Source organism: Luteibacter mycovicinus (assembly GCF_000745235.1).
Lineage (GTDB): Bacteria > Pseudomonadota > Gammaproteobacteria > Xanthomonadales > Rhodanobacteraceae > Luteibacter > Luteibacter mycovicinus.
In genome coordinates this window covers 3,296,609-3,323,302 of the sequence record NZ_JQNL01000001.1, presented here as the reverse complement: position 1 = coordinate 3,323,302, position 26,694 = coordinate 3,296,609, and the positions used below count along the sequence as shown (strand labels likewise).

27 protein-coding genes are annotated in these 26,694 nt (G+C 66.2%); 14 read left to right on the top strand and 13 right to left on the bottom strand.

The window, feature by feature from the left end; translation table 11 throughout:
- Positions 1-31: 31 nt before the first annotated feature.
- The 4 genes from zwf to recQ form a co-directional block, all read right to left on the bottom strand.
- Positions 32-1,885, bottom strand: a complete 1,854-nt coding sequence (zwf, locus tag FA85_RS14565; protein WP_051943927.1) for a glucose-6-phosphate dehydrogenase — start codon at positions 1,883-1,885, stop codon at positions 32-34.
- Entirely contained in the window at positions 1,882-3,708 is a 1,827-nt protein-coding gene (locus tag FA85_RS14560; protein ID WP_051943929.1) for a glycoside hydrolase family 15 protein, read from the bottom strand. The genes zwf and FA85_RS14560 overlap by 4 nt, the downstream gene beginning before the upstream one ends.
- Before the next feature lie 76 nt (positions 3,709-3,784).
- Positions 3,785-5,443: a YbaL family putative K(+) efflux transporter gene (gene ybaL, locus FA85_RS14555; protein ID WP_197056549.1), complete on the bottom strand. Its 1,659-nt coding sequence runs from the start codon at positions 5,441-5,443 to the stop codon at positions 3,785-3,787.
- Between the two features lie 252 nt (positions 5,444-5,695).
- Complete coding sequence (gene recQ / locus FA85_RS14550) at positions 5,696-7,510, bottom strand: DNA helicase RecQ (RefSeq protein ID WP_036115609.1); 1,815 nt, start codon at positions 7,508-7,510, stop codon at positions 5,696-5,698.
- 148 nt (positions 7,511-7,658) lie between these two features.
- Between recQ and FA85_RS14545 the strand changes: the two genes are divergently transcribed.
- Entirely contained in the window at positions 7,659-7,949 is a 291-nt protein-coding gene (locus FA85_RS14545; protein ID WP_036115610.1) for a hypothetical protein, read from the top strand.
- Between the two features lie 6 nt (positions 7,950-7,955).
- On the opposite strand, the gene FA85_RS14540 is transcribed toward FA85_RS14545, so the two are convergent.
- On the bottom strand, positions 7,956-8,318 hold the full coding sequence (locus FA85_RS14540; protein ID WP_156108794.1) for an MGMT family protein: 363 nt from the start codon (positions 8,316-8,318) through the stop codon (positions 7,956-7,958).
- Between the two features lie 74 nt (positions 8,319-8,392).
- Here FA85_RS14540 and FA85_RS14535 point away from each other — a divergent pair, with 74 nt between their 5' ends.
- Positions 8,393-8,797 (top strand): hypothetical protein, encoded by a 405-nt coding sequence (locus FA85_RS14535; RefSeq protein ID WP_036118298.1) that lies wholly within the window; start codon positions 8,393-8,395, stop codon positions 8,795-8,797.
- 36 nt (positions 8,798-8,833) lie between these two features.
- On the opposite strand, the gene FA85_RS14530 is transcribed toward FA85_RS14535, so the two are convergent.
- Positions 8,834-9,958 (bottom strand): inorganic phosphate transporter, encoded by a 1,125-nt coding sequence (locus FA85_RS14530; protein ID WP_036115614.1) that lies wholly within the window; start codon positions 9,956-9,958, stop codon positions 8,834-8,836.
- Positions 9,959-9,971: 13 nt separating this feature from the next.
- Positions 9,972-10,601, bottom strand: coding sequence for a DUF47 domain-containing protein (locus tag FA85_RS14525; protein ID WP_036115617.1), 630 nt, complete (start codon positions 10,599-10,601; stop codon positions 9,972-9,974).
- A 138-nt stretch (positions 10,602-10,739) separates the two neighbouring features.
- On the opposite strand from FA85_RS14525, the gene FA85_RS14520 reads away from it, so the two are divergent.
- Together FA85_RS14520 and FA85_RS14515 are read left to right on the top strand one after the other, a co-directional pair.
- Positions 10,740-12,065, top strand: a complete 1,326-nt coding sequence (locus tag FA85_RS14520; protein WP_036115619.1) for a hemolysin family protein — start codon at positions 10,740-10,742, stop codon at positions 12,063-12,065.
- Positions 12,062-12,670, top strand: a complete 609-nt coding sequence (locus FA85_RS14515; protein ID WP_051943933.1) for an exopolysaccharide biosynthesis protein — start codon at positions 12,062-12,064, stop codon at positions 12,668-12,670. The genes FA85_RS14520 and FA85_RS14515 overlap by 4 nt, the downstream gene beginning before the upstream one ends.
- Here the strand turns inward: FA85_RS14515 and FA85_RS14510 are convergent.
- Entirely contained in the window at positions 12,667-13,437 is a 771-nt protein-coding gene (locus FA85_RS14510; protein ID WP_036115620.1) for an RNA methyltransferase, read from the bottom strand. The two genes, FA85_RS14515 and FA85_RS14510, sit on opposite strands and share 4 nt — an antisense overlap.
- A gap of 135 nt (positions 13,438-13,572) precedes the next feature.
- On the opposite strand from FA85_RS14510, the gene FA85_RS14505 reads away from it, so the two are divergent.
- The 3 genes from FA85_RS14505 (at position 13,573) to FA85_RS14495 (ending at position 16,615) form a co-directional block, all read left to right on the top strand.
- Positions 13,573-14,376: an inositol monophosphatase family protein gene (locus FA85_RS14505; RefSeq protein WP_036118304.1), complete on the top strand. Its 804-nt coding sequence runs from the start codon at positions 13,573-13,575 to the stop codon at positions 14,374-14,376.
- A gap of 148 nt (positions 14,377-14,524) precedes the next feature.
- Positions 14,525-15,565 (top strand): metallophosphoesterase, encoded by a 1,041-nt coding sequence (locus FA85_RS14500; protein WP_036115623.1) that lies wholly within the window; start codon positions 14,525-14,527, stop codon positions 15,563-15,565.
- A gap of 24 nt (positions 15,566-15,589) precedes the next feature.
- Complete coding sequence (locus FA85_RS14495; RefSeq protein ID WP_036115626.1) at positions 15,590-16,615, top strand: metallophosphoesterase; 1,026 nt, start codon at positions 15,590-15,592, stop codon at positions 16,613-16,615.
- Here FA85_RS14495 and hda read toward each other — a convergent pair.
- The 3 genes from hda to FA85_RS14480 are packed head-to-tail and all read right to left on the bottom strand — an operon-like array spanning position 16,612 to position 19,461.
- Positions 16,612-17,307 (bottom strand): DnaA regulatory inactivator Hda, encoded by a 696-nt coding sequence (gene hda / locus FA85_RS14490; protein WP_036115629.1) that lies wholly within the window; start codon positions 17,305-17,307, stop codon positions 16,612-16,614. The two genes, FA85_RS14495 and hda, sit on opposite strands and share 4 nt — an antisense overlap.
- Positions 17,304-18,470, bottom strand: coding sequence for an AI-2E family transporter (locus FA85_RS14485; protein WP_036115632.1), 1,167 nt, complete (start codon positions 18,468-18,470; stop codon positions 17,304-17,306). Before FA85_RS14485 ends, hda begins: the two co-directional genes overlap by 4 nt.
- 4 nt (positions 18,471-18,474) lie before the next feature.
- Positions 18,475-19,461, bottom strand: coding sequence for a DUF2066 domain-containing protein (locus FA85_RS14480; RefSeq protein ID WP_036115635.1), 987 nt, complete (start codon positions 19,459-19,461; stop codon positions 18,475-18,477).
- Between the two features lie 136 nt (positions 19,462-19,597).
- On the opposite strand from FA85_RS14480, the gene purM reads away from it, so the two are divergent.
- The 3 genes from purM to FA85_RS14465 all read left to right on the top strand — a co-directional run bounded on the left by purM (position 19,598) and on the right by FA85_RS14465 (position 22,076).
- On the top strand, positions 19,598-20,635 hold the full coding sequence (gene purM, locus FA85_RS14475) for a phosphoribosylformylglycinamidine cyclo-ligase (protein WP_036115638.1): 1,038 nt from the start codon (positions 19,598-19,600) through the stop codon (positions 20,633-20,635).
- A gap of 8 nt (positions 20,636-20,643) precedes the next feature.
- Entirely contained in the window at positions 20,644-21,279 is a 636-nt protein-coding gene (gene purN / locus FA85_RS14470) for a phosphoribosylglycinamide formyltransferase (protein ID WP_036115640.1), read from the top strand.
- A gap of 98 nt (positions 21,280-21,377) precedes the next feature.
- Entirely contained in the window at positions 21,378-22,076 is a 699-nt protein-coding gene (locus FA85_RS14465) for a DUF3108 domain-containing protein (RefSeq protein WP_036115642.1), read from the top strand.
- Between the two features lie 113 nt (positions 22,077-22,189).
- Here the strand turns inward: FA85_RS14465 and murA are convergent, their stop codons facing one another.
- Together murA and FA85_RS14455 are read right to left on the bottom strand one after the other, a co-directional pair.
- Positions 22,190-23,449, bottom strand: a complete 1,260-nt coding sequence (gene murA, locus FA85_RS14460; protein ID WP_036115645.1) for a UDP-N-acetylglucosamine 1-carboxyvinyltransferase — start codon at positions 23,447-23,449, stop codon at positions 22,190-22,192.
- Between the two features lie 57 nt (positions 23,450-23,506).
- On the bottom strand, positions 23,507-23,746 hold the full coding sequence (locus tag FA85_RS14455; RefSeq protein WP_036115647.1) for a BolA family protein: 240 nt from the start codon (positions 23,744-23,746) through the stop codon (positions 23,507-23,509).
- A 170-nt stretch (positions 23,747-23,916) separates the two neighbouring features.
- Between FA85_RS14455 and FA85_RS14450 the strand changes: the two genes are divergently transcribed.
- From FA85_RS14450 to lptA, 4 genes are read left to right on the top strand one after another with little or no spacing between them, the layout of a single operon-like run.
- Complete coding sequence (locus FA85_RS14450; protein WP_036115650.1) at positions 23,917-24,930, top strand: KpsF/GutQ family sugar-phosphate isomerase; 1,014 nt, start codon at positions 23,917-23,919, stop codon at positions 24,928-24,930.
- 55 nt (positions 24,931-24,985) lie between these two features.
- Positions 24,986-25,534, top strand: a complete 549-nt coding sequence (locus FA85_RS14445; protein ID WP_036115653.1) for a KdsC family phosphatase — start codon at positions 24,986-24,988, stop codon at positions 25,532-25,534.
- Positions 25,531-26,130, top strand: a complete 600-nt coding sequence (gene lptC / locus FA85_RS14440) for an LPS export ABC transporter periplasmic protein LptC (RefSeq protein WP_239708968.1) — start codon at positions 25,531-25,533, stop codon at positions 26,128-26,130. Before FA85_RS14445 ends, lptC begins: the two co-directional genes overlap by 4 nt.
- Positions 26,093-26,692, top strand: coding sequence for a lipopolysaccharide transport periplasmic protein LptA (lptA, locus tag FA85_RS14435; protein ID WP_051943934.1), 600 nt, complete (start codon positions 26,093-26,095; stop codon positions 26,690-26,692). The genes lptC and lptA overlap by 38 nt, the downstream gene beginning before the upstream one ends.
- Positions 26,693-26,694 lie beyond the last annotated feature (2 nt).

Below are 26,694 nucleotides of genomic sequence, written 5' to 3'. Positions count from 1 at the left end.
CGGATTGACCGGGGCTCGTGATGACGTCGGTTTACTGCTTACGTGGTCGCTTCGCAGCCGCCGCCCTGGTGGGCGACGCCTTACGCGCGGCGACCACCCGCTTTGCGGGCGCTTTTTTCGCCGTCGCCTTTTTGACCGCGACCTTGCGCGCGGAGACGGTCTTCTTCGCCGGCGCCTTTGCCACCGCCGCCGACTTGCGCGCAGGCGCCGTCTTCTTCACCGACGTCGCACGCAACGACTTCTTCGCCGCCGCGCGCTTCTTCGTGGCGCGACCTTCCGCCGACTTCGTCGACGAAGGCAACACGTCCGACTTCGGCTTGGCCGTACGACGCGCGTTGAGCTCAGCCGCCGAGTTCAGCGGACGCCACGAGCGACCGCCCATGGCCAGGAGCGTGTCCGACGAGGCCGGACCCGCGCTGCCCGACGCATAGTTCGGGAAGTCCGCCGGCGTGCGCTGCGCCCAGTCGTCGAGAATCGGCTGCACCGCGCGCCAGCAGGCTTCGACCATGTCGGCGCGCTGGAACAGCGTGGCGTCACCGGTCATGCAGTCATACAGCAGCGTTTCGTAGCCCACGTTCGGCTCGGCGCGGAACCAGTCCGCGTACTTGAAGTCCATCCGCACCGGCGCGAGTTCCACGCGCGGGCCGGGACGCTTGACGTCGAACTGCAGCGAGATGCCTTCATCCGGCTGAATCTGCAGTACGAGCCAGTCGGGACCGAACGCATCCATGCCCGTGCCACGGAACGGGGCGAAGGGCGCGGACTTGAAGCGGATGGCGATTTCCGTCGTGCGACGACCCATGTGCTTGCCGGTGCGCAGATAGAACGGCACGCCCGACCAGCGCCAGGTGTCGATCGACAGCTTCATGGCGACGAAGGTCTCGGTGACCGAGTCCGGCGCGACGTTGGGCTCGTCGCGGTACGACGTGGCCAGTTCGTTGTTCACCGCGCCCGGACCGTACTGGCCGCGGACGGCATCTTCCGGCTGGATCGGACGGATGGCTTCGATGGTTTCCGCCTTGCGCGTACGTACGGCTTCCGCGTCGAAGGAGGTCGGCGGCTCCATCGCGACCATCGCCAGCAGCTGGAACAGATGATTGGGCACCATGTCGCGCAGCGCGCCGGTCTGCTCGTAGAACGAGCCACGACGCTCGACACCGACGGTCTCGGCCACGGTGATCTGCACGTGGTCGATGCGGTCGCGGTTCCAGATCGGCTCGAACAGGCCGTTGGCGAAACGGAACGCCATGATGTTCTGCACCGTCTCCTTGCCGAGGAAGTGGTCGATGCGATAGATCTGGTCTTCGCGCAGCACCTTGAGGATGCGCTCGTTCAGCGCGTGCGCCGAGGCGAGATCGTGGCCGAATGGCTTTTCGATGATGACGCGGCGCCAGAACTCGCCGTCGGCACCGCCGTCGTCCACGAGGCCGGCGTTCCGCAGCTGTTCGATCACGTCGCCGAAGAAGCGCTCGGGCGTGGCGAGGTAGAACAGCACGTTGCCCCGGGTGCCGCGACGCTTCTCGGCGTCTCGCAGCTTGACCGCCAGGCTCTGGAACGCCGACAGATCGTCGAAGTCGCCCGCGTGGTAGGTCATCTGAGAGCTCAGCCAGCCCCAGGCCTCTTCGTCGAGCTTGCCGCCGCCATTGCTGACGTACTTCTCGAGCGACGTGTGCAGGCTCTTGCGCCAGGCGTTGTCGGTCATCTTGCCGTGGTTGAAGCCGATGATCGAGAAGTTATCGGACAGCAGTCCGGTGCGGCGCATGTTGTAGAGCGCGGGAACGACGAGGCGGCTGGTGAGATCACCGGCGGCGCCGAAAATCACGACGGTACACGGGTCGGCCGGGTGAGCGCGCGAGGTAACGCGCTTCGTGGGGGCGGGGCTCATGCACGGACTCCTTGGGGATGTTGGGCTTCGGGGGTGGCGTGGATGTCGGCGGTCGCGCTGTAACCATGCGCCAGGCTAAAGGCGGCATTAATCAACGCGACGTGCGAAAAGGCTTGTGGGAAATTGCCCAACAGCCGTTTCGACCGTGGATCGTACTCCTCCGCGAGCAGTCCGAGGTCGTTCGTGAGGCCGATCAGACGCACGAAAAGCTCGCGCGCCTCGTCCAGGCGCCCCAACAGGACATAGTTTTCCACCAGCCAGAAACTGCACGGCAGGAACTCGCCCTCGCCCGGCGGCAGCCCGTCGACGCCGCTGCGTGTGTCGTAGCGACGCACGAACCCTTCGACCAGCAGATCCTCTTCGATGGCCCGCACCGTCGCGACGATCCGGGGGTCGTCAGGCGGCAGGAAATCGGTGAGGGTGACGATCAGCAGGCTGGCATCGAGTTCTTTCGAGCCATACGACTGCACGAAGCAGCCGCGCTCGGGATCCACGCCCTTGGCGAGGATGTCGGCCTTGACCTCGTCGGCGATGGTGCGCCACCGCTGTGAAAAAGTCGGATCACGGCCTTCGCGGTTTTGTTCGGAAGCCCGCTGGAAGGCCAGCCACGCCATCACTTTCGAATGGACGAAGTGGCGCGGCTCGCCACGGATCTCCCAGATGCCTTCGTCGGGATGGCGCCAGATGCTGGCGAGATGCTCGAGGAAGACGTTCTGTACCTCGTCGGCCTCGGGCTGCATCGCGACCCCATGCTTCACCGCGTGCGAGAACGCACCCACCAGCTCGCCGAAGATGTCGAGCTGGAACTGGTTCGAAGCCGCGTTACCCACGCGTACCGGCTTTGCGCCCTCGTAACCGTCCAGCCAGTCGAGTTCGTATTCCTCGAGGCGGCGCTCACCGGCGATCCCGTAGAGCACCTGGAGCTGGTCCGGCGACCCGGCCACCGCACGACGCACCCAGTCGCGCCAGGCGCTGGCTTCATCGTGGTAGCCCGCGTTGACCAGCGCGGAGAGGACGAAGGTGGCGTCGCGGGCCCAGCAGAACCGGTAATCCCAGTTACGCTCGCCGCCGAATTGTTCCGGCAGCGACGTGGTGGGCGCGGCCACGATGCCGCCGGTGGGAAGATAGCTCAGGCCTTTGAGGACGACCAGCGAGCGGCGGACGATCTCACTCCACTCGCCGGCGCCATTGCAGCGCCCCGACCAGTCTTCCCAGAAGGCCAGCGACTTCTCCAGCGCGTCGTAAGGATCGATCGCTTCGGGAGGGGACAGATGCGACGGGCCCCAGGCCATCACGAAGGGAATGGAATCACCCCTGGACACGGCGAAGCGGGCCACGCTGTGCATCCCTTCCCCTTCGACCGAGACGGGACTGCGGACGACCAGCATGTCCGGCCCGGCGACCGCCGTCACCGTCCGCTCGTCGACCCGCGTCACCCAGGGCATGGCGTTGCCGTAGTCGAAGCGGATGGTCAGCACGGCCTCGAAATCGACCCGGCCTTCGACTCCCTCGACGATGCGTGTCACCCCGACCTGATCACCGGCGAACGGCATGAAGTCGATCACGCGGGCGACACCGGTGGCTGTGCGCCATTCCGTTTCGAGGATCAGGGAGCCGTCGACGTAGCCGCGCCGGACCGTGGCATCCGGGTCGGCGGGGGCGATGCGCCAGCGCCCGTTGTTCTCGTTACCCAGCAAGGCGGCGAAGCAGGCGGCGGAGTCGAAACGCGGCAGGCACAGCCAGTCGATCGATCCGTCCTTCGCCACCAGCGCCGCGCTGCGGCAGTTGCCGAGCATCGCGTAGTCTTCGATCCGGGATGCCATCGTGTCCTCGTCGCCAGCCGGTAGTCCCTTTTACGGTAGCCAGCGACGCGTTAGAACGACGTATCCGAGGCCGGCTTCAGTGCCCCGATGGCGCCCGCTGCGGGAGCGACGCGTTGAACATGCTGTGGGCCACTTCCTGCTCGCCGTAGATGACCTGCGTGGCACCCATGCCATCCATGTGAGCCACACATTCTTGCGAATGGGCACGCGCGACGATCGGCAGGTCGGGGCGCAACGCACGCGCCGCACGTACCACCTGCCCCCCTTCGAAGGGATCCGATACCGCCACGATCAGGGATCGCGCGCCGGCAAGGTTGGCCTCGGCCAGCACGAGCGCGGCGGCCGCATTGCCGATGACGATCTCGGCACCGTGCTGCTCGCGCAGTTCGCGCACGGCGTCCTCGTCGGTCTCGATCACGAGCGTACGCGTACCCGTGGCCTGCAACTCGGCGAACACGCGGCGACCTACCCGGCCGAACCCGACCAGCACGGTGTGACCCGCCAGCGATGGATCGGTGTGCTCGTCCGGCGCATCGCGGTCATGTCGCGCGATCCACCTGTCGAGCGCCCCGAACAGCAGCGGATTGACCAGAATCGAGACGATGGCCGCGGCGAGCAGAATGTCGCGCGCCTCCTCGCTGAGCAGATGCAGGGATACGCCGAGCCCCGCCAGGATGAAAGAGAACTCGCCGATCTGGGCGAGACTGGTCGCGATGGTCAGCGCGGTCTTCTTCGGGCGACCGAATGCACGAACGATGGCGAAGGCGGCGACCGACTTGCCGATGATGATGATCAGGCAGGCGGCGAGGACGATCCACGGCTGCTCGACGAGGATATGCGGGTTGAACAGCATGCCGATGGAAACGAAGAACAGCACCGCGAAAGCGTCGCGCAGCGGCAGTGTTTCTTCCGCGGCCTGCTGCGAGAGCTTGGACTCGCCCATCATCATGCCGGCGAAGAACGCGCCGAGTTCGAAGGAGACGTCGAACAGGTGCGCCGCGCCGAAGGCGATACCGAGGGCGATGGCGAGAACGGCCAGACGGAACAGTTCACGCGAGCCGGTGCCGGAGACGGCCTGCAACGTCCATGGGATCACGCGCTTCCCGACGATCAGCATCAGCGCCACGAACACGATGACCTTGCCGATGGTCCAGGCCACGGTCTCGGCCAGCGCCATCATGCTCGGCGGGTGATCGCCCTGCTCCGCCCCGAGAAAGCCGCCGATGGCGGGCAGCAGGACCAGCGCCAGCACCATGGCCAGGTCTTCGACGATCAGCCAGCCGACGGCGATACGTCCGCGATCGCTGTCGAGCAGGCGACGTTCTTCCATCGCACGGAGCAGCACCACCGTACTGGCGACGGAAAGCGCCAGACCGAAGACGAAGCCCTGCGCCACCGGCCACCCAAGACCCCAGCCAAGCAGCATGCCAAGGCCGGTCGCCACGCCCATCTGCACCGCGGCGCCGGGGATGGAAATCGCCTTCACCGCGAGCAGGTCCTTGAGCGAGAAGTGCAGACCCACGCCGAACATCAGCAGGATCACGCCGAGGTCGGCGAGCTCCTGAGCGATGCCCGCGTCGGCTACATAGCCCGGGGTGAACGGCCCGGCGACCACACCGGCGACGAGGTAACCGGCCAGCACCGGGAGTCGCAATCGGTGAGCGATGGCGCCAAAGATAAAGGCGAGTACGAGACCACCGACGATGGTGGCGATGAGTGGCGTGGCGTCGTGCATGGGCATCTCCTGGGCATGCACCCTCGTCTCGTCACGTCGATCAGACGAACGTATCGATGTCGGGCAATCCCCATAGAGTTGGGGATCGCGCGGCGTGCACGCAAGCGTTTCCGGCCATTTTTTTCAATCGCGGCGAGGACTTGAGGATAATCTCAATCGCACCCGCGCAGGTAGGAGCGCGCCTTGCGCGCGATGGGTGGTGCCGCGTCATCGCGTTGTTGGCTTTTCGCGCGCGGGGCGCGCTCCTACGGGTCAGCCGGGGCCATTCAACACCGCCAGAAAATCCTTCCCGTAACGCTTCAGCTTGTTCTCGCCGACACCACTGATCGACCCCAGTTCGTCCTCGTTCTCCGGCAGCGCCCGCAACATCGCCAGCAAAGTCGCATCATGGAAAATGACGTATGCCGGCACCCCATGCGCCTTTGCCAGTTCCGCGCGGACGCGACGCAGTTCGTTCCACAACGGCATCTCGATCTCTTCGATGCCCAGGGAGCCGCCGGCGACGGCAGGCGACGGACGCGAGTTGCGCTTGCCTTTCGACGGCCGCGCGTCCTCGCGCAGCCACACCTTGCGCTCGCTTTTCAGGACGGGTCCGCTTTCCTTCGACAAACGCAGCGTACCGAAGCCTTCGGGATCCGCTTCGACCAGGCCCGCAGCCAGCAGCTGGCGGAACACCGAGCGCCACTGCGTTGCATCCATGTCCGCGCCGATACCGAACACGCTCAGCTTGTCGTGACCGAGATCGCGTACCCGCTCACCCGCCTCGCCGCGCAGGATCTCGATCAGATGGCCGGCGCCATAACGCTGACCGCTGCGATAGATGCATGACATCGCCTTCTGCGCCGCGGTCGTGGCATCCCAGGTCCTGGGCGGCACCAGGCAGTTGTCGCAGTTGCCACAGGGCTCGGGATACACCTCGGCGAACGCCTCCAGCAGAAGCTGGCGACGGCAGCGTGTGGCCTCGGCATAACCGAGCAGCGAGTCGAGCTTGAGGCGCTCCACACGCTTGCGGTCGTCGCCCGAGTCCGACTGGGAAATCATCTGACTCATGGTCACGACATCGCCCAGGCCGTAAATCATCCAGGCTTCCGCCGGCAGGCCGTCACGACCGGCACGGCCGGTCTCCTGGTAGTAGCCTTCCATGCTGCGCGGCAGATCGAGGTGGGCGACGAAGCGGACGTCCGGCTTGTCGATGCCCATGCCGAACGCGACGGTGGCGACCATGACGATGCCGTCTTCGCGCAGGAAGCGCTGCTGGTGGCGCTGGCGTACTTCGCCATCCAGACCGGCGTGATACGGAAGCGCGTCCACGCCCGCTTCGGCCAGCCAGGCGGCGGTCTCATCGACCTTGCGGCGGCTGAGGCAATAGATGACACCGGCTTCGCCCCGATGGGCGTCGAGAAAATCGAGCAACTGGCGCCGTGCGTTCTGCCGTGGTGCCACGCGATAACGGATGTTCGGCCGGTCGAAGCTGGAAACGAAACGGCGCGCCTGGTGCAGGCCGAGGCGCTCGACGATTTCTTCGCGGGTGCGCTCGTCGGCCGTCGCGGTGAGCGCGATGCGCGGTACTTCCGGAAAGCGCTCGTGCAGGATCGCGAGTTCGCGGTATTCGGGACGAAAATCGTGTCCCCACTGCGAGACACAATGGGCCTCGTCGATAGCGAACAAGGCAATGGGAATGCGATCCAGCAGGCCGAGGAAGCGGCCCGTGAGCAGCCGCTCGGGCGCGACGTACAGCATGTCGAGTTCGCCGGCGAGCAGGAGCTCCTCGATCTCGCGCTGAGTGGCGGCGTCGAGACTGGAATTCAGGTAACGCGCCTTGACGCCGGCTTCCGTCAGCGCATCGACCTGGTCCTGCATCAGCGCGATCAGTGGTGAAACCACGATGCCTGTGCCATACCGCATCAGCGCCGGAATCTGGAAGCACAGCGACTTGCCGCCGCCGGTGGGCATCAGGACGAGGGCGTCGGCGCCGCCGGCGACCTCCTCGACGATGGCCTGCTGCTGGCCGCGGAACTCGGGGTAACCGAAAACGGAGTGAAGGAGATCTAGGGCCTGGGACTGCATCCGCACATGCTAACAAACGGACGTGCCGGATCGGCCTTTACCTGCGCCTCAAGCCTCGGTAGGCCCACGCCGTTAACGGAAGAAGGTGATGTCCCCGGGTAGCGGACGGGCACCTAATGAAGCCACATCGCCCGAGGGGGAGCGCCACATGAACACTGCCATAGCCCTTTCCGCCGCCGTCGCGGTCAGCCTGTTCGCCAGCGCCCTCCCGGCCCGGGCGCAGCAAGGCGGTATCCGCTTCGAAGGCCGCGTTGTCGAACGGACATGCGGGATGCGCGCGGAACGCCCCGACTGTCCACCGGACCGCGCCGCCACCGCAACCGTCCGTGTTTTGCGTGAGATGTCCGCACTGACGTCCCTGCACGCCGACCTTCTGGACTACGCGATGCAACGCCGACCCGGGGAAACCTGGGAACTGGTCGAGGTCAGCTACCGCTGATCGCGCTCAGCCGCCCCAGATCGCACGGTCGAGGTCGTGGTCCAGACCGAACGCGCTCATGGGGACGCGGCCGTCCTTCACGGTGACGCCCTCGGCCTTGAGCAGCCGACACTGCTCGCGATAACCCCGCGTTCCCACGGGTATCCCGATGCGGCCGTCCGCGCGAAGCACGCGGTGCCAGGGTAGCTTCATCCGGTCGGGCGCATCGCCGAGCACCCGGCCGATCAGTCTGGCGCGTCCGGGATACCCGGCGCGAGCCGCGATCGCGCCATAACTGGCGACCCTCCCACGCGGAATGGCGGCGACCGTTTCGATGATCCGCGTCGCCCGGAGGGCGCGGGCCTCGTCGTCGTCGAGTTCATCGGCCATGGTCGTTTCGTGCATGTTCGGAAGAGGCGTTGAGCGTACCATCGGTGGTCCCCGGACAGATTCACAAGGCGACCATGCGGCACTTCGAAGCGATTCGCTCCCATGTCGGCGGCATCCACAAACTCCGCCACAATGAGCCATACCTGATCAGCTTCGACCTGGAGCTGCCCGATGGCAGGCATCAGGGCATCTATCTGGCCGAACTGGAAGACGCCGAGGGCCAGCGCTTTCTGCGGCTTTCCACGCCGATCGGACCACTCTCGGGCGTCGATGCGCGACGCTGCCTTCGCTTCAACTGGGAGCAGCGCACGGGCTACCTGGCGGAGGCGGATCTCGACGGATCGCCCTACCTGCATCTCTGCGAGAACCGTCCCTACGACTACCTGGACGAGCGCGAGCTGGCACGGATCGTCGAGGAACTGGGCGCCACCGGCGACCAGCTCGAGCAGGTGGTGAACGGCGAGGCGGACGCCCTGTAAGAGGGCGCCCTGCGGGCGATCAGTCCGGCACGCGCATCAGAAAAACAAGCGGCCGAGCTTCACGAGGGCGTACCCCAGCGCCGCCGTGATCGGCAACGTCAGGATCCAGGCCCATACCATCCGCTCGACCACCGACCAGCGGATCGCATTGAACCGCTTGGCCGCGCCCACGCCCATGATCGAGGCGGACACGTTGTGCGTCGTGGAGACCGGCACGCCCAGCATCGACGCCGTGAGAATGACCGCCGCCGAACTGCCTTCGGCGGCGAAACCATTGATCGGGTGCAGCTTGACCATCTTGTGGCCCAGCGTCTTGATGATGCGCCAGCCACCGCCGGCGGTGCCGCCGGCCATCGTCAGCGCGCAGACCACCTTCACCCAGACCGGGATCGGAAAGCCGCCGGGCGCCGCCGGATCGTGCGGAATACGCAGGAAGTGCAACAGCGCCGGCAGATGATCGAACTGCCCCGCGGCCGTGGCACCGGCCAGGGCCAGGGCAATGATGCCCATGCTCTTCTGGGCGTCGTTCATGCCATGAGACAGACCCATGGCGCTGGCCGAGAGAATCTGCGCCTTACCGAAGAAGCTGTTCACGAACGGGGTGCGACCAAAACGATGCAGCGGTCCCTTCTGTCGTGAAAAGAATCCTAGCAACGCGTAGAGGGCGCCCATCAGCAGGAAACCAATGACGAAGCCCAGGAAAGGCGACACGATCATCGGCACGATAACCTTCGGCACCACGCCCTTGCCCAGCCACCAGTGCTCGCCACCCTGCCACCAGATGATCGAATGAAGGTTGCCGTCGGACGCGGCCAGCGCGGCGCCGCACAGTCCGCCGACCAGCGCGTGACTCGAACTGGACGGCAGGCCGAGCCACCAGGTGATGAGGTTCCAGATGGTCGCTCCGAGCAGCGCGCTGATCAGCAGGTGCGAACCGACGTCGACCACGCCGGTGTCCACCAGGCCCGAGGCGATCGTCGCCGCCACGGCGGTGCCCCACAGGGCGCCTGCGAGGTTGGTGACGGCCGCCAGCAGCACGGCCTGGCCGGGCGTCAGCACCTTGGTCGCCACCACGGTGGCGATGGAGTTCGCCGTGTCGTGGAAGCCGTTGATATAGGTGAACGCGAGGGCGATCAGGACGACCGCGATAACCATGCTCATGGGGCGGCCGCCGTCAGGAGTTCTTGAGCACGATGGAGTAGACGACGTTGCCGACGTCGCGGCACTTGTCCACCGCTTTCTCCACCAGCTCGAACAGGTCCTTGGCGAGAATCGCCTTGAGCGGATCCGAGCCTTCGGCGTACAGCGTGCGGTAGGGATCCAGGAGCAGGCGGTCGGCCTCGGATTCCAGCGCCTGGAGCTGGTCGCGAAGCTTCTTCACCGGGTCGATCTTCAGGCCATGACGCAGTTGCCCGATCATCTGGACGACCACCTCGGCCGAGCGCTCGAGCAGGGCGGCGCGCTGAGCGAAGTCGATGCCATGGAGGCGTTCGGCGACGATGACATAGCGTTCGGCGAACTTCTCGATGGTCTTGGGAATCTTGTACAGCGCTGAATTGAGCGCCTCGATGTCTTCCCGGTCCAGCGCGGTGACGAAGGTGTTGACCAGTTCCTCGCCGATCTGCCCGTGGAGGGCCTTCTCGCGGGCGCGCGCCGTGCTGAAAGCGGCCATGACCGGCGTGCGGTCGGTCTTGGTGACCAGTTCGTGCATGGCGCGGGCGCTTTCGCGCGCCGCCTCCGCACTGGCTTCGAGCAGACCGTAGAACTTGTCGCCCTTACCGAAGATCGTCTGGAGAGAAAACATGGCGTCGCCTGGGGGAACTGGGGGTTTGTGACGCTAATGTTACCGGAGGGCGGGATCGTGTGCTCCTCCTCCCCGGCTACACCGCTCAGATGGCTTCTACCGGTGCCCTGCACAGGCTGGTCTGCTATATAAGCCTCGATGCCCACCGAACTTCTGCTCGTCCTCGTCCTCTCCCTGGCCAACGCGTTCTTCGCCTTGTCGGAGATGTCGGTTGTCGCTTCGCGTAAAAGCCGGCTCAAGGCCATGGCCCGGGAAAGCCGCCGCGCCCGGGTGGCGCTGCAACTGGCTGAATCGCCGGAGCGCTTCCTGTCGACGGTGCAGGTCGGCATGACCCTGATTATCCTCGTCACGGGCGCGATCGCGGGCGATCAGCTGGGCGAGCACTTCACCGCCCTCCTGCAAGGCGGTGGCCCGGGCTGGCTGGAGCCTTACGCTCGCGCGGCCGGCTGGCTGCTCGGCTTCATCTATATGTCGCTGGTCCAGATCGTCATCGGCGAACTGGTGCCCAAGCGCGCGGCGCTGACAGTCCCCGAGCGCATTGCCTGCCAGATCGCGGTCCCCATGCTGGTGATCTCGCGGATCACGTTGCCGATGGTCTGGCTGCTCAACCACCTGTCGAGCGGCATCCTGCACGTGCTGCGACTGAACCGGGCCGGCGGCCATTCGGCGGCGACCGAAGAGGAAATCCGCCTGCTGGTCGCCGAAAGCGCCGAGCAAGGGATCCTCGACAGCGACGAACGCAACATGGTCAACCGCGTTCTGCGCCTGGGCGACCGCACGGTGGGCTCGGTCATGACCCCGCGCATGAAGATCGCCTGGCTCGACATCGCGGCGCCCCGGGAGGAGAACCTCGAGGTCCTGCGCGAGTCGCAGTTCTCGCGCTACCCGGTCTACCGGAACGACGAAACCGAAGTCGTCGGCACGGTCGAAGTGAAGACGCTGATCGGCTCGTTCGAGCGCGGCGACTTCGACCTGTTCGCCCATATCGCCCGGCCGCTCTTCGTCCCGGGCACCGCCCGCGCACTGGACCTGCTCGAAGCCTTCCGCGATGCGGACACGGAGCTGGCGCTGGCCGTGGACGAGTACGGCGACATCGAAGGCATGGTGACCCTCAACGATCTGCTGACGGCCGTGGTTGGTGCCACCGCGCCCGCCGCGGACGACGCCGAGCACGAGGGCCCGATCGTTCGCCGTGACGACGGCAGCTGGCTGATCGACGGCGGTCTGCCCGCCGACGACCTGCGCGACCTGCTGCAGATCGACCGGCTGCCCAACGAGGAAGAGCACGATTTCCGCACCGTGGCGGGCATGATCACCACCCAGTTCGGGCGCATCCCGCACGCCGGCGAGTCTTTCACCTGGCAGGGCAACCGCTTCGAAGTCGTCGACATGGACGGGGCGAGGATCGACAAGGTGCTGGTCAGCACGGCAAGCAGCGAAGAGTCCGTCGTCGACGCGCCATGACCGCTGACGAGCCCCGCGAGGAAAAGACCGCCGCCCTGCTTCGCACGGCGCTGCTGTCGACGCCGGGAGAACGGGTCACGGTAGACCAGGTCCTGGAGCCACTGAAACGGCGCGCGTTCGGTTTTCTGCTCCTGTTGCTCGCCATTCCCAACTTCATCCCGGTACCGCTGGGGATCGGGGGTGTGATGGGCGTACTGGTGGTGGCGCTTGGCCTGGAAATGCTCATCGGCCTGGAGCAGCCGTGGGTCCCGGGTTTTCTGCGTCGCCGGACGATGTCACGGGAAGGACTCCTCCGGTTCCTCGACCGTATCGAGCCGGTGACACGCCGCCTGGAAAAGCTCTGCAAGCCACGGGCGCAGCGGCTCACACGACGCCCCTTCACGTTCGTCTCGGGCGCGATCATGCTGCTGATCGGCCTGTTGCTCGCGCTGCCGATCCCGTTCACCAACTACGTGTTCGGCGCCATGCTGATCGCCTTCGCGTTCGCGCTTGTCGAAAGGGACGGCGTCCTGCTGGTCGCCGTCTGGGCAACCACAGCGATCATCGTCATCGCTTCGGCCACGTTCAGCCGGGCGCTGCTCGGTTTCTTCCGCGACCTGTTTTAGCCGTCGCGCTTGTGCGCGATACCGGCCATGCGCTGCGCATCGGCCAGAATCCCGTGAAGAATGCGCAGTTCCCGCAATTCAGGACGGGCGCGCAGGAACAGCTTGCGCAGTTTCAGCATGATCGTGGTCGGGGAACGCCCCTTGTGGAACTCGATATCGTCGAGCATCTCGCCCAGGTGCGTGAAGAACCGCTCGAGCTGCTCGGCGTCGGCGGGGATCTCGTCCGGATCGGGCTTGGCCTGCGCCACGACCGGCTGTTCGTCGGCCAGCAGGGCCGTACGCAGTTCATAAGCGACCACCTGCACCGCCTGCGACAGATTCAGCGAACTGAAGTCGTCGACACTGGGAATGCGGACCATCGCGTGGCAGCGGGCGAGCTCGTCATTCTCCAGTCCCGTGCGCTCGTTGCCGAAAACCAGGGCCACCTGCTCGCCGCGGCGGGCGGCGGCGATCGCCTGGGCGGCGCCTTCGCGAGGATCCAGTTCCGGAAGATTGACCCCGCGGCGCCGAGCCGAAAGGCCCAGCGAAAAGGTGGCGCCGGCCAGGCCGGCCACCAGATCGTCATGGATCGCGGCCTGGCCGAGCACGTCGTCGGCACCCGCGGCCAGGGCCGTGGCTTCCGGATCGGGGAACCGGTGGGGGGCGACCAGGGTCAGGCGGTCGAAACCCATGGTGCGCATGGCGCGCGCGGCCGAGCCGATATTGCCCGAGTGCGAGGTGCGGACAAGGACGAAACGGAGGCGGTCGTGGAGCTCGGAGAGGGCCATGGGCGACGGGCGTGCAGGATGGAGGACCGGAAAGTCTACAACGGCAACGACTTGGGCATAGGGCGAGCCGGTGTTAAACTCACCGACCGACGCGGCCCGACCGCGATCTCCCGTTCTTTTGACAAGTCGATCCCCATGCCAAGACCCGCCGTCAACGTCGCGGCGCGCGCCGCGCGCTCCGCAGGAAACATCATCCTGCGCTACATGAATCGCATCGAGGGCCTCGCGGTCGTCGAAAAGCAGCGGATGGACTTCGCGTCCGAGGTCGACCGCCTCGCCGAAGCCGAGATCGTGAAGGAACTTCGCCGCGCCTACCCCACCCACGCCATTCTCGGCGAGGAGTCGGGGCAGATCGGCAAGGGACCGCTTGTCTGGGTCATCGATCCGCTCGACGGCACCCACAATTACCTGCGTGGCATCCCCCACTTCTGCGTGTCCATCGCGCTGGTGGAAAAGGGCGAGCCGGTCTATGGCGTGGTCTTCGATCCGCTGCGCGACGAGCTGTTCACCGCGAGCAAGGGCGACGGCGCCTACCTCAACGACCGCCGCATCCGCGTCGGCAAGCGTGAAGGCCTCGCCGGCTCGCTGCTCGCCACGGGTTATCCCTACCGCGCGCGCAACCACCTCGAGGCGCAGCTGGCCATGACCGGCGAGCTCCTCAAGGAAGCCGAAGACATCCGCCGGATGGGTTCGGCCGCACTGGATCTGGCCTACGTCGCCGCGGGCCGCCTGGACGGTTTCTTCGAGCCGTCGCTCAACGTGTGGGACATCGCCGCGGGTGCTCTGCTGGTGCGCGAGGCCGGTGGCGTCTATGGCGACTTCGGCGGCAAGGAAGGCCTGCCGGAGAGCGGCAACATCATCGCTGGCAACCACAAGGTGGCTGCCGCCATGACCGACGTAATTAAGGCCAACGCCACGGCGCGCCTGCTCGGGGTTTAACGCCCCACGCGGCGAAACCCTACAAGCGGCGAGGCCTTCTCCTCGCCGCTGCCTCACCAAGCCTGACAGACGCTCAGACTTCACCGTCTTACCTTGTCGTCGCGAACGGGACGTTCGCAGCCGCCCACGACGCACAAGGAAACGTACCGTGCAAACCATACTCCCTGGCCGCATCGCGGCCGCGCTCGCCATAGCCACGGTCTCGGCGATTTTCGCCTCCAGCGCGACCGCCGCCGTACATACGATGATCGTCACTTCCGACCCGCAGTATCCCTGGACGGACGCGACCGACGCCGGCAGACCCCAGCCCGACGATGTGCGCAATGCACGATCCCGCGCATTGATCGAAGAGCAATACCGCAGCATCGCCGCTTATCGCGCCGCTCGTCCGGGGGAGGACATCCCCGTCTTCATCAATGGCGATCTCACCGCCTACGGGCATGGCTGGCAGCGCGACGTCATGGAGGAGCTCTACCGCATCCTCGGCGACAACGTTCATCTCGGCCTGGGCAACCACGATTACCAGAACAACATCCGCCAGCCGAACGGCAGCGGCTGCGCCAACAACGGCTGCGCGCGTGACAGCATCTGGGGACTGGTCAGCCATGTGACCGCGAAGCCCGGCAAAGTCTCGTTCGACTTTTCGATCGACGCCAGAGGCCTTGGTAACCGCTACAAGGGCAGCCTCGCCTACGCCGCACAAACGCCAGGCATGGACCGCGTCCTGCAGGTCCAGCTCAATAATTACCCCCGCTATGCGGTGTCATTCGACACGACCGAGGGCATCCTGCCTGCCCGCTTCGACATCGATCCGTCCGTGCCGTGGTTGCGCACCTTGCTCGACCGCCATCTAGCCATCCCCACCTACGGCACACCTGCCGACCGTGCCTACGATTTCGCTCTGGTGCATATGCACGATGCCAGCGACTACGACGACGAGTTCGAGCAGACGATCGCCTCGGGGCATGTTGCCGCCGTGTTCGCCGGCCATTACCACGGCACGCTGGGACGCTTCAGGACGATGGCCGGTGTACCGGTATTCCTGAGCGGCTCAGCCAGCCAGCGAAGCTATCTGATCGTGGAGCACGACACCGAGTCGCGGCATCTGCGCGTCTACGCCGTACGAGGCAACGACCCCTCACGGAAAACACTTGTCGACACCGTACCGGCCGGTACCGCCGGTCGCTGACCTCACTTCAAGGAAGAAACACTCATGCGCAACCTTCTCACGCGTGTGCCATTACAAGCAGCCGCGCTATGCCTGGCCTTCACCAGCAGTGGCGCTTACGCGGAAACACCACGGATCATGGTGATCACCTCGGATCCACAGTACCCCTGGACACCGGCCACCGATGACGGCGAACACTCCGACCTCGCCGACAAGACACTCGCCGAGGCGCTCATACGCGAACAGTACGAAAGCATCGCGGCTTTCCGGCGCAACTATCCAGGGCAGCACATCCCGGTGATCGTCAACGGCGACCTGACGTCCCAGGCCGCCCCAAGTGAGCAGGAGAAGATCCATGACCTGCTCGGTCTGCTGGGCGACGAAGTCTACTATGGGCTCGGCAACCACGATTACCAGAACAACCTCACCAACTTCGTGTGCTCGGCCCTGACACACTGTGCGATCGACGCCCTCGACAATCTCGCGCAGCACGTTCGTCGCCACCGGCAGAACGGACGCGTGACCGACTTCGATTACGCGGCGTTCGCGGGCGGCCTGTTCACTGGCCTACGCAAGGAAGGGAGCTGGTCGTACGCGTTCACGCCGGACGGCTGGGAGCAGGTGCTCAACCTGCAACTCAACAATTCGCCGGGCTATGCCGCAACGATCAACTGGGGTGCTGGCCCGGCAGGCTATCGCTACGAGGTGACACCGAGCACGCCATGGCTTACTCGACACCTCCCCAGATGGAGCACGCCGGGTGCTTACGACTTTCTGCTGGTGCACGTGCACAAGCCCGACGAGTTCTCGACCGGGTCTCGCGCGCCCACGCCCTTACAGGCGATGCTGGCGACCCATCGTGTCGCAGCGGTGTTTGCGGGTCATTACCACGGGCGCATGGGCTATTACAGCGGTGGCTTTGGCGCGCCACCCGTGTTTCTCAGCGGATCGGCATCGCAGCGTACCTATCTCATCGTAGAGCACTGGCCGGAGTCGAAGAAGCTGAAGGTGTACGGCGTTCGCGAAAACGATCCGGCAAGACGCGAGTTGATCCGCGAGATCGACGTCTAGTCGTTCTTCAGCAGGTTACGCAGAAACGGCACCGTCACGCGTCGCTGTGCGGCGAGTGACGCGCGATCCAGGGTATCGAGCAGATCGAGCAAGGTACCCAGGTCGCGCGCGTGGTGCGCGAACAACCAGTCCAGGACGACGTCGTCCAGCTCGATGCCGCGAGCCCCCGCCTGCTCGCGCAGCACAACCCGGCGCTCCATGTCGCCCAGTGGCTTCAGCAGAGCCTGGGTCAGCGAGCCCAGTCGCGAACGAAGATCCGGCAGCGCGATGTCGAGCGACACGGGCGCACCCGATGCCGAAAACAACAGCGTCGCGCCCTCCGCGCGGTAACGGTTGAACGTATCGAACAGCGCGTGCTCCGCGTCCGCCTCGCCAGCGACCGAATCGATGTCGTCGATGGCCAGCACGTCGCTGCCGGCCATGCCACGAATGGCATCCGCACGCGATCCGCGCAGGCCCGCCAGCGGCAGGTACTGCGCCGTACGCCCGACATCGATCGCCGCCTGACAGGCGGCGATCAGCAGATGCGTGCGGCCACTGCCCAGCGGACCGGCCATGAAAACCCACGGCGCCGACGCATCCACGGCCGCGGCGCGCACGGCGTCGACCGCCGCGGCGTTCTCGCCGGCATGGAAGTGCTCGAAACGCTGGCGCCTGGGCCAGCGCAGCGCGAGGGGAAGCTGAGTACTCATGGACCGGGATCGCGAGGCAGGATCGGGTTATCCGGGCGCGGCTTGACCTTCACGTCGACCGCCACATCGACATCGAGCTTCTGTGCCATCGGGGTCTGCGCGGCCGGCTCCTTGTAGAGGTCGCTCTCGCGGTAACGGGCGAAGACGTAGCGGAGCAACACGACGACGACGGACGCGGCCGGCAGCGCCAGCAGCACACCGAGGAAACCGAACAGGTGACCGCCCGCCAGCACGGCGAAGATCACCGCGACCGGATGCAGACCGATCTTGCCACCGACCAGACGCGGCACCAGGACATAGCCCTCGAGCAACTGTCCGATGGTGAAGACGACGCCGACCAGGATCACGTGCGTCCAGTCCCCGTACTGGACCAGAGCCGCGATCAGGGCCGCGACGAAACCGATCATGAAACCCAGGTACGGCACGAAGCTGAGCAGGCCGGCGACCATGCCGATCAGGGGACCGATCGAGATGCCGACCAGGGTCAGGCCCAGGCCGTAGAAAACGCCAAGCGCCAGCATGACCAGCAACTGGCCGCGGACGAACGCGCCGAGCACCTGATCCGACTCGCGCGCCAGGCGAACGACCGTCGGCTCGATGGAGCGCGGCAGCAGGCGCTGAATGTGCGCGATCATCGTGTCCCAGTCGCGCAGCAGGTAGAACGCCACGACCGGAATCAGCACGACATTGGTCAGCCAGGTGACGATGCCCATGCCCGACTGCGTGATCTTGGTCATCGCCTTGGCGGCGATGCTGCCGACCGACCCGATGTGCTCGCGTACCGTCGCCAGGAGGCGATCGGTGTCGAAGACGTTGGCGTCCAGGTGCAGGCGCACCTGGATCCACGGCAGCGCGGTGGTGCGCACCCAGTCCACGTAGCGCGGCAGGTTCTCGGACAGATTCTCGAACTGGTGCTCGATCAGCGGCACCAGCAGGAGCAGGACGCCGACGAACACCAGCGAGATGACGGTGAAGACGATGCTGACCGCCCACGAACGCCCCATGCCGAGGCGCTGGAGGCGATCGGCGAGCGGATCGCCCAGATAAGCCAGCATCGCGGCGATGGCGAACGGCATGAGCACCGGCGCCAGCAGCCAGATCACGAAGATGATGACCGCCGAGATCGCCAGCATCTGCCAGCGGCGGGAAGTGTCGTGGGTCATCGGGTCAGGGGACCCAGCGCACGGCGAGGTCGGCACCGGCGTGTGCGTCGGCGACCAGCACATGGCCGGCGGACGCGTAGCCCGCGACAAGGCGGGCCAGTGGCGCACCGGCGCTGATGTTGAACAGCACCCCGTCGGCCGTCGCGGAAATCGGCGCCACGCTCTTGATCGACGGATCGTTCTGGAAGGTCGCCAACAGGCCCGCGTAATCGGAAGCCGAATGCAGACCCGATACCCAGACCTTGCCGGACGAGCTGCCGCCCTGCGTCGATGCGAACTGGCGGTCCAGCTTGTCGGCCATCGCGTTGGCGCCGTTGCTCAACAGTGCGGCGCGTGCCTCACCGCTGTCCTTCCAGCTGGTCGTCTTGCCGGCCGAGACCAGGGTCCAGTCGGTCTGGTCGTCGCCGATGCTGCCGACGAGCACGACGCCGGTGTTGTACTGGCGCGCCGTCGTCGCGACCGCGGCGGGGTCGCCACTGGCGAGCGCCTTGGCGTCGGGCATGGCGTCGGCGCGGGGGACAACGATCTGATAGCCACGCGTGTCGGCCATCTGCGCCAGCGGGACCAGGTCCTGCTGACCAAGCAGCTTGCCGCTGGCGTCGCGGGCAACGACCAGGACCGGCGCCTTGGGCGCCGCCACCGCCGAGTCGCCGACCGCGAGGATGCGGCGGATGGCGCCCGGGTCGAAGACGATGTCCAGACTCAGTGGCGCACCATTGGCGCCGCCGGTGCGAGCGTACTTGTACTGCTGAACCATGCCGCCCGGCTGCTTCATCGCGTCCGCGTAGCCAGGCTTGCCCCGGGGGTCCGCTCCGTTGGAAGCCCGCGACAGCACCTGGGTCAGGCCGTTGGCGAAGGCCTGATCGCGCACGGCGGCACTGGTGTCGGCGACCGGTACGGTGACCGTATAAATGGAGGTCTGCGCCACGGCGGAGCCGAGGCAGGTCGCCACGAGGAGCGTCAGGAAGACGATGAGACGGGCTGGGCGCATGGTATGGCGTCGCTTTGTGAAGACGGGAAGTCTGCCCAAACCTTGGCATGCCGTCCATCCAAAGCGCGTGCAGGGCAAGGCCGGGCGCCCGCTTGCTGCTATCATTCCGGGTTTCCAATTCGCGCCGGAACCGCTTATGTCCTCCGACCAGGGCTCCCTCACCTACCGCGACGCAGGCGTCGACATCGATGCCGGCAACGCGCTCGTCGAGCGCATCAAGCCGATGGTCAAGCGGACTTTCCGCCCCGAAGTCATGGGCGGACTGGGCGGCTTCGGCGGCCTGTTCGACCTTTCCGGGCGTTACAAGGAGCCGGTCCTGGTCTCGGGTACCGATGGCGTGGGCACCAAGCTCAAGCTCGCTCACCAGCTGGATCGCCACGATACGATCGGCATCGATCTGGTCGGCATGTGCGTCAACGACGTGCTGGTGCAGGGCGCGGAACCGTTGTTCTTTCTGGATTATTTCGCCACCGGCAAGCTCGACGTCGACACCGCGGCGTCCGTCGTCGGCGGTATCGCCCGCGGCTGCGAACTCGCCGGCTGCGCGCTGATCGGCGGTGAAACCGCCGAAATGCCGGACATGTACCCGCCGGGCGAGTACGACCTGGCCGGCTTCACGGTCGGCGCGGTCGAAAAGGCCGAGATGAACGACGGCTCGTCCATCGTCGCCGGCGACGTCATTCTCGGTGTCGCCTCGTCCGGACCGCATTCCAATGGTTACTCGCTGATCCGCCGCATCCTCGAGCGCGCCGGTTCGCCGCTGGACAGCGACATCGGTGGCGTCACACTGGTCGACGCGCTGATGGCGCCGACCACCATCTACGTCAAGCCGATCCTCGAGCTGATCGCCAAGGTGGCCGTGCATGGCATGGCACACATCACCGGCGGCGGCCTGAAGGAGAACATCATCCGCGTCGTACCCGACGGCCTCGGCTTGTCGATCGACGCGTCGTCGTGGGAACTGCCGCCCGTGTTCCAGTGGCTGCAGCGCGAGGGCAATGTCACCCGCGACGAAATGTGGCGCACGTTCAACTGCGGCATCGGCTTCACGGTGCTGCTGGCTCAGGATCAGGTCGACGCGGCGAAAGCCGTGCTGGCCGGCCACGGCCTGGACACGTGGACCATCGGCTCGGTCGTCGCCGCCAGCGGCGACGAGCGCGTTCACATCGCCTGAGATCATTCGTGGATCGGCCCCTGCGCGTCGCCGCGCTCGCCTCCGGGCGCGGCAGTAATCTCGCCGCGCTGATCGCGGCGCGGTTGCCTGTCGAATTCGTGCTGGTCGGCAGCGACAAGTCCAGGGCCGGAGCGCTCACTGTCGCCGCCCAGGCGGGCATTCCCACCGTCTCGCTTCATCCCCGCGATTTCGCGACGCGTGCCGACTTCGACCGCGCGCTGTTCGGCCATGTCGCCGCCAGCGGCGCCGATCTGCTGGTGCTGGCCGGCTATATGCGCATCGTCGACGCCGACGTGGTCGCCGCCTGGGAAGGTCGGGCGATCAACGTCCACCCTTCACTGCTCCCGAAATACCGTGGACTGCATACGCACCGGCAGTGCCTCGAGGCGGGCGACGCGGAGCATGGGGCAAGCGTGCATTTCGTCACCGCGGAGCTGGATGGCGGACCCGTCGTGGCGCAGGCGCGTATCCCTGTGTTGCCGGGCGATACGGAGATATCGCTGGCGGAGCGCCTGCTCGTCGAAGAACACAAGCTGCTGCCGGCCGTGGTCGCGGCGATCGCGTCCGGGCGACTGCGCTGGGAGGGCGGCGCGATTTTCGATGGTCTGCCGCTCACGAGCCCCCTACGCCTCACCGACCTGTAGAAGCGCGCCCCGCGCGCGAGCTCTCCAGACACGCGGGCTATCCCCGGCTCGCCACCCCGTCGCCCCGCATTCAGCCACCGCGGCTAGAATCGGGTGTCATGAAGACCTCAATCCTCCGCGCCGGCTTCGCGCTGGCCCTCGCCCTGCCCGCCGCCGCGTTCGCCGCGGCCGTGCCGCAGTCGTTCACGGCTACCTACAACGTCCTTCAGGGCGGCAGCCCGCTCGGTGAAGCCACCATCGTGCTGAAGTCGGCCGGCAACGGCCAGTTCGAATACACCAACGCCAGCAAGGGCACCGCCGGCCTCGCCGCGGCACTCGGCGCCAACGCCACCGAGACCTCGCGCTTTGCCTGGGCGGGGCAGGTGCCGCAGGCGGTCAGCTACCACTACCAGATGGACGCGTCGTTCAAGCAGAAGACGCGCGACATCAAGGTTCAGGGAGCGACCGTGCAGGTCCAGGACAACAGCAAGAGCTTCAGCTACGCCGCCGTGCCGGGCATGATCGACCGCAACACCCTGCCTCTCGCGCTCGGCGTCGCGCTGCGCGACGGCAAGCAGGAAGCGGCCTTTCCCGTGGCGGTGAAGCAGGCCGTCGAGAACCAGCAGTTCAAGGTGTCGGGCAAAGAAAAAATCACGGTCCCGGCCGGCTCGTTCGATACCGTGCGGGTGGATCGCACCGATGCGGACCGCGGCTTCAACGCGTGGTACGCGCCGGCGAAGTATCCGGTGCCGGTAAAGCTGGCGCAGAAAGATGGCGGGGATCTGACCCTCGAGCTGGTGAAGTTCGAGGGTAAGTAAACCTCAACTGTAGGAGCGCGCCCTGCGCGCGACGCTCTTTGCGAGAACGTGTCGCGCGCAGGGCGCGCTCCTACAACCAGGTGTACCAGCCTGGCAGCCGTAGAACAGGTGGATCAGCCTGGAAGACGGCGGATGTGCGCGCCGAGGACGCCGAGCTTCTCTTCGATATTCTCGTAACCACGATCTATGTGGTACACGCGGTCGACCGTCGTATCGCCTTCGGCGACCAGGCCGGCCAGCACGAGGCAGGCCGAGGCACGCAGGTCGGTGGCCATGATCGGTGCGCCGGTCATTTTCGGCACGCCGGTGATGATCGCCGTGTTGCCTTCGAGACGGATATCGGCACCCAGACGCTGCAGTTCCAGCGCATGCATGAAGCGGTTTTCGAAAACCGTTTCGGTGATGACACCTACGCCCTCGGCGACGCAGTTGAGGGCGGTGAACTGCGCCTGCATGTCGGTCGGGAACGCCGGATACGGCGCGGTCACCAGATTGACGGCCTTCGGACGACGTCCCTGCATGTCCAGCTCGATCCAGTCCGGACCGGTGCTGATGTGCGCGCCGGATTCCTCGAGCTTCTGCAGCACGGCATCCATGGTGTCGGCGCGCGCGCCACGGGCGCGGACCTTGCCACCCGTCATCGCCGCGCCGACCAGGAACGTGCCTGTCTCGATACGGTCGGGCAGAACTTCGTAGTGCGCGCCGTGCAGGCGCTCGACGCCTTCGACGATCAGCGTCGATGTACCGACGCCGTCGATCTTCGCGCCCATCGCCATCAGGCAGTGGGCCAGGTCGACCACTTCGGGCTCCTGCGCGGCGTTCTCGATGACCGTCGTGCCCGACGCCAGGGTGGCGGCCATCAGGATGTTCTCGGTACCGGTGACGGTGACCATATCCATGACGATGCGCGCGCCCTTGAGGCGACCGGCCTTTGCCTTGATGAAGCCGTTTTCGACCGTGATCTCGGCGCCCAGCGCCTGCAGGCCACGGATGTGCTGGTCGACCGGACGCGAACCGATGGCGCAGCCGCCGGGCAGCGAAACCTCGGCCTTGCCATGGCGCGCCACCAGCGGACCGAGCACGAGGATCGACGCACGCATGGTGCGGACCAGATCGTACGGGGCCACGCAGGAATTTTCGGGACGCGGGTCGATGTGCATCTTCATGCGGTCGTCGAGGACGACGCGCACGCCCATGCGGCCGAGCAATTCGATGAACGTGGTGACGTCATGCAGGTGCGGCACATTGCCGATGCTGACCGGTTCGTCGGCAAGCAGGCAGGAGGCGAGGATGGGGAGCACGGCGTTTTTCGCGCCGGAGATGCTCACCTCACCGTTGAGCGGCTGGCCGCCGCTGATCAGGATCTTGGCCATGGAAAGGGAGTGCCTTGAGAAAGGGAACGAACCGGGAATGCCGGGCGGCGCGCTGGATCAGCGGCGGCCGGCGGCTTCTTCGGGGGTAAGGGTCTTGAGGCCCAGAGCGTGAATCGCACCGCCCATGAGGTCGCCCAGCGTCGCGTAGACGAGACGATGACGGGCGAGCGGCAACTTGCCGGCGAACTGTTCCGAGATGACGTCGGCTTCGAAATGAACGCCGTCGTCGCCGCGAACGTCCACCAGGGCGCCGGGCAGGCCGGCTTCGATCAATGCCTGGATGCGCGCAGCGTCCATGGAGTCTCCGATGAGGGGGTCGCCGCGGCCGTGAGGGTTCCGAAACGGACCCTGAACCACCGGTCGATGGCAGCGACGATAAAATGAGAATATGTAATGGTAATGGAAATCCGGTGTCGCAGAAATGGACATCCCGGGTCAGAAGCCACCACCCGGACCTCCGAGGCCGCATGAACGCCCGCACTGCCCCGCCTGCCGATCATCCCGTCGTGAATGCCGATACCATCGTCCGTAGCGCGCGCACCGTGATCGTCACCGAGGCCGCGGCTATCCGTGCCCTGGAGTCGAAGATCGACGCCACCTTCGTCCGGGCCTGTCAGATGATCCTGACCTGCAAGGGACGCGTGGTCGTCTCCGGCATGGGCAAGTCGGGCCATGTCGCCCGCAAGATCGCCGCGACACTGGCCTCCACGGGTACGCCGTCCTTCTTCGTGCATCCGGGCGAGGCCAGCCACGGCGACCTCGGCATGATCCAGCCGGACGACATCCTGCTGGGCATCTCCTACTCCGGCGAGACGGACGAACTCCTCTTCATTCTGCCGGCGGTGAAACGCCAGGGCATCCCGCTGATCGCGATCACCGGCAACCCGAAGTCCTCGCTGGCACGTCAGGCGGAGGTCAACATCGACGCCAACGTGCCATCGGAGGCCTGTCCGCACGGACTGGCGCCGACCTCCAGCACGACCGCGGCGCTGGTCATGGGGGACGCGCTCGCCGTCGCCCTCCTCGAGGCCCGTGGTTTCACCTCGGACGACTTCGCCCGCTCGCATCCGGCCGGCAGCCTGGGGCGCCGCCTGTTGCTGCATATCGCCGATGTCATGCACACGGGTGACGACGTGCCGCGCATCGGCGTGGAAGCGTCCGTCAGCGAAGCCCTCGTCGAGATGACCCGCAAGCACCTGGGCATGACCGCCGTCGTGGACGGCGAAGGACGTCTGCTGGGTGTCTTCACCGACGGCGATCTTCGTCGCGCCCTCGACGACGACGATGTCGATCTGCGCAACGCCACCGTCGGCCAGCTGATGACCCGCGGCCCCAAGACCATCGGCTCGGACAAGCTGGCCGTCGAAGCCGCCCAGCTGATGGAAAAACACCAGATCAACGCGCTGCTGGTCACCGACCCCTCCGGCCAGGTGGTCGGCGCGCTCAACATCCACGACCTGCTCCGCGCCCGCGTCGTCTGACGACCCGGTCCCGGCGCGCCTCGAGCGCGCCCTTTTCGTCCCCATATCGATGCCCATGGCCTACACCCACTACACCGACATCCCCGCCGATATCGCCGAACGCGCCGCCCGCGTGCGCGTCGTCGTCTTCGACGTGGATGGCACCCTGACGGACGGCCGCCTCTGGTACGCCGAGGACGGCCGCGAGACCAAGGTGTTCCATGTGCATGACGGTCTGGGCCTGAAACGCCTTCAGGAAAACGGCATCAAGGTCGCGATCATCACGGCGCGGATCAGTCATCCGGTGTCGCTGCGCGCCGAAGAACTGGGTATTCCTCACGTCTATCAGGGCCAGAAGGACAAACGGGCCTGCCTGACCGCCCTGCTCGACGCCCTCCGCCTTACGCCGGACCAGGCCGCTTTTGTCGGCGACGATCTGCCGGACCTGCCGGCCATGGGTATCGCCGGTCTGGCCGTCGCCGTGGCCAATGCCCACCCCTGGGTGGCCGAGCGCGCCCATTGGCGCACCCGGCTGTCCGGCGGCTACGGCGCCGCCCGCGAGGTCGCCGACATGATTCTCGCCGCCCAGGGCAAGGCCGAAGCCGAACGGGACCGCTGGCTGTGAGCGCCTTCAATCTGCTCAAGGACCGCAGTACCGGCGGTATCGCCGGCATGCTCCTGGTCGCGCTGGGCGCCAGCGTACTGCTCTACTACTGGGTCGCGCCGGAGAAGAAGCTGCAGGACTTCGTCGGTCCGCCGCGCTCGGGCTACGTTCTGACCAACTTCGACCTCGACTCCTACAACGAACAGGGCAAGCTGGCCTTCACGCTCATCGCGCCACATCTGGAGCGCCGAGAGGGTGACGATTCGCTGTACATCAATGCGCCCGATTTCGTGCTGCCATCGACCAAGGAAGTCGACGTGCCGCCGTGGAAGGGGCATTCGCAGTACGGCTGGGTCAACAAGGACGGCAGCATGCTGAAGCTGCAGGGCAAGGTGCACATGGACCGCGTAGCCTTCGCGCAGACGCCGCCGGCCAGCATCGACACCTCCGAGGTCACCGCGTGGCCCAAGCGGAACTACCTGGAGACCGCCGAAGCGGCCCGTATCGTCCAGGGAACCTCTACAATGAACGGCGTTGGCATGCGCGCCAATCTCGATACCAAGCACCTGGAGCTTCTCGATGCAGTCCACACCACGTATCTGCCGCCCAAGCGCTAACGCGCTGCTTGCGCTGCTTGGCCTGGCGCTCGTGGCCAGCCTGTCGGCCGCCGCCAAGCAGTCCGATCGCAACCAGCCGGCCGACGTCGTCTCCAAGTCGTTCGATGGCTCCCAGCAGCCCAACGGCAAGGTGATCTGGACGGGAAGCGTCGTCCTGACCCAGGGCACCCTGAAGATCACCGGCAGCAAGGCGACGGGTTATTTCGACGCCGACAGCCAGCTCAACCGGGTGGTCGTCGACGGCAGCCCCGCCACCATCCATCAGCTGGACGACTGCGATCAGCCCATGGACGGCAAGGCTTCCAACATCGACTACAAGATCGACAAGGACTTTGCCGTGCTGACCGGCGGTGCCCATGTCAACCAGCCGGCGAAGGGCAGTGCCGATGGCGACAAGCTCACCTATAACACCCAGAACAGCACGATGACGGGCGAAAGCAACGGTCCCGCACCCGTACACATGACCTTCCAGCCGAAGAGCACCACGCCGGGCGCACCCGCCAAGGCGGCCGGCGCCTGCCCCACTCCGGCGGCTGCGGCCGCACCTGCCAGGAAGCCCTGACC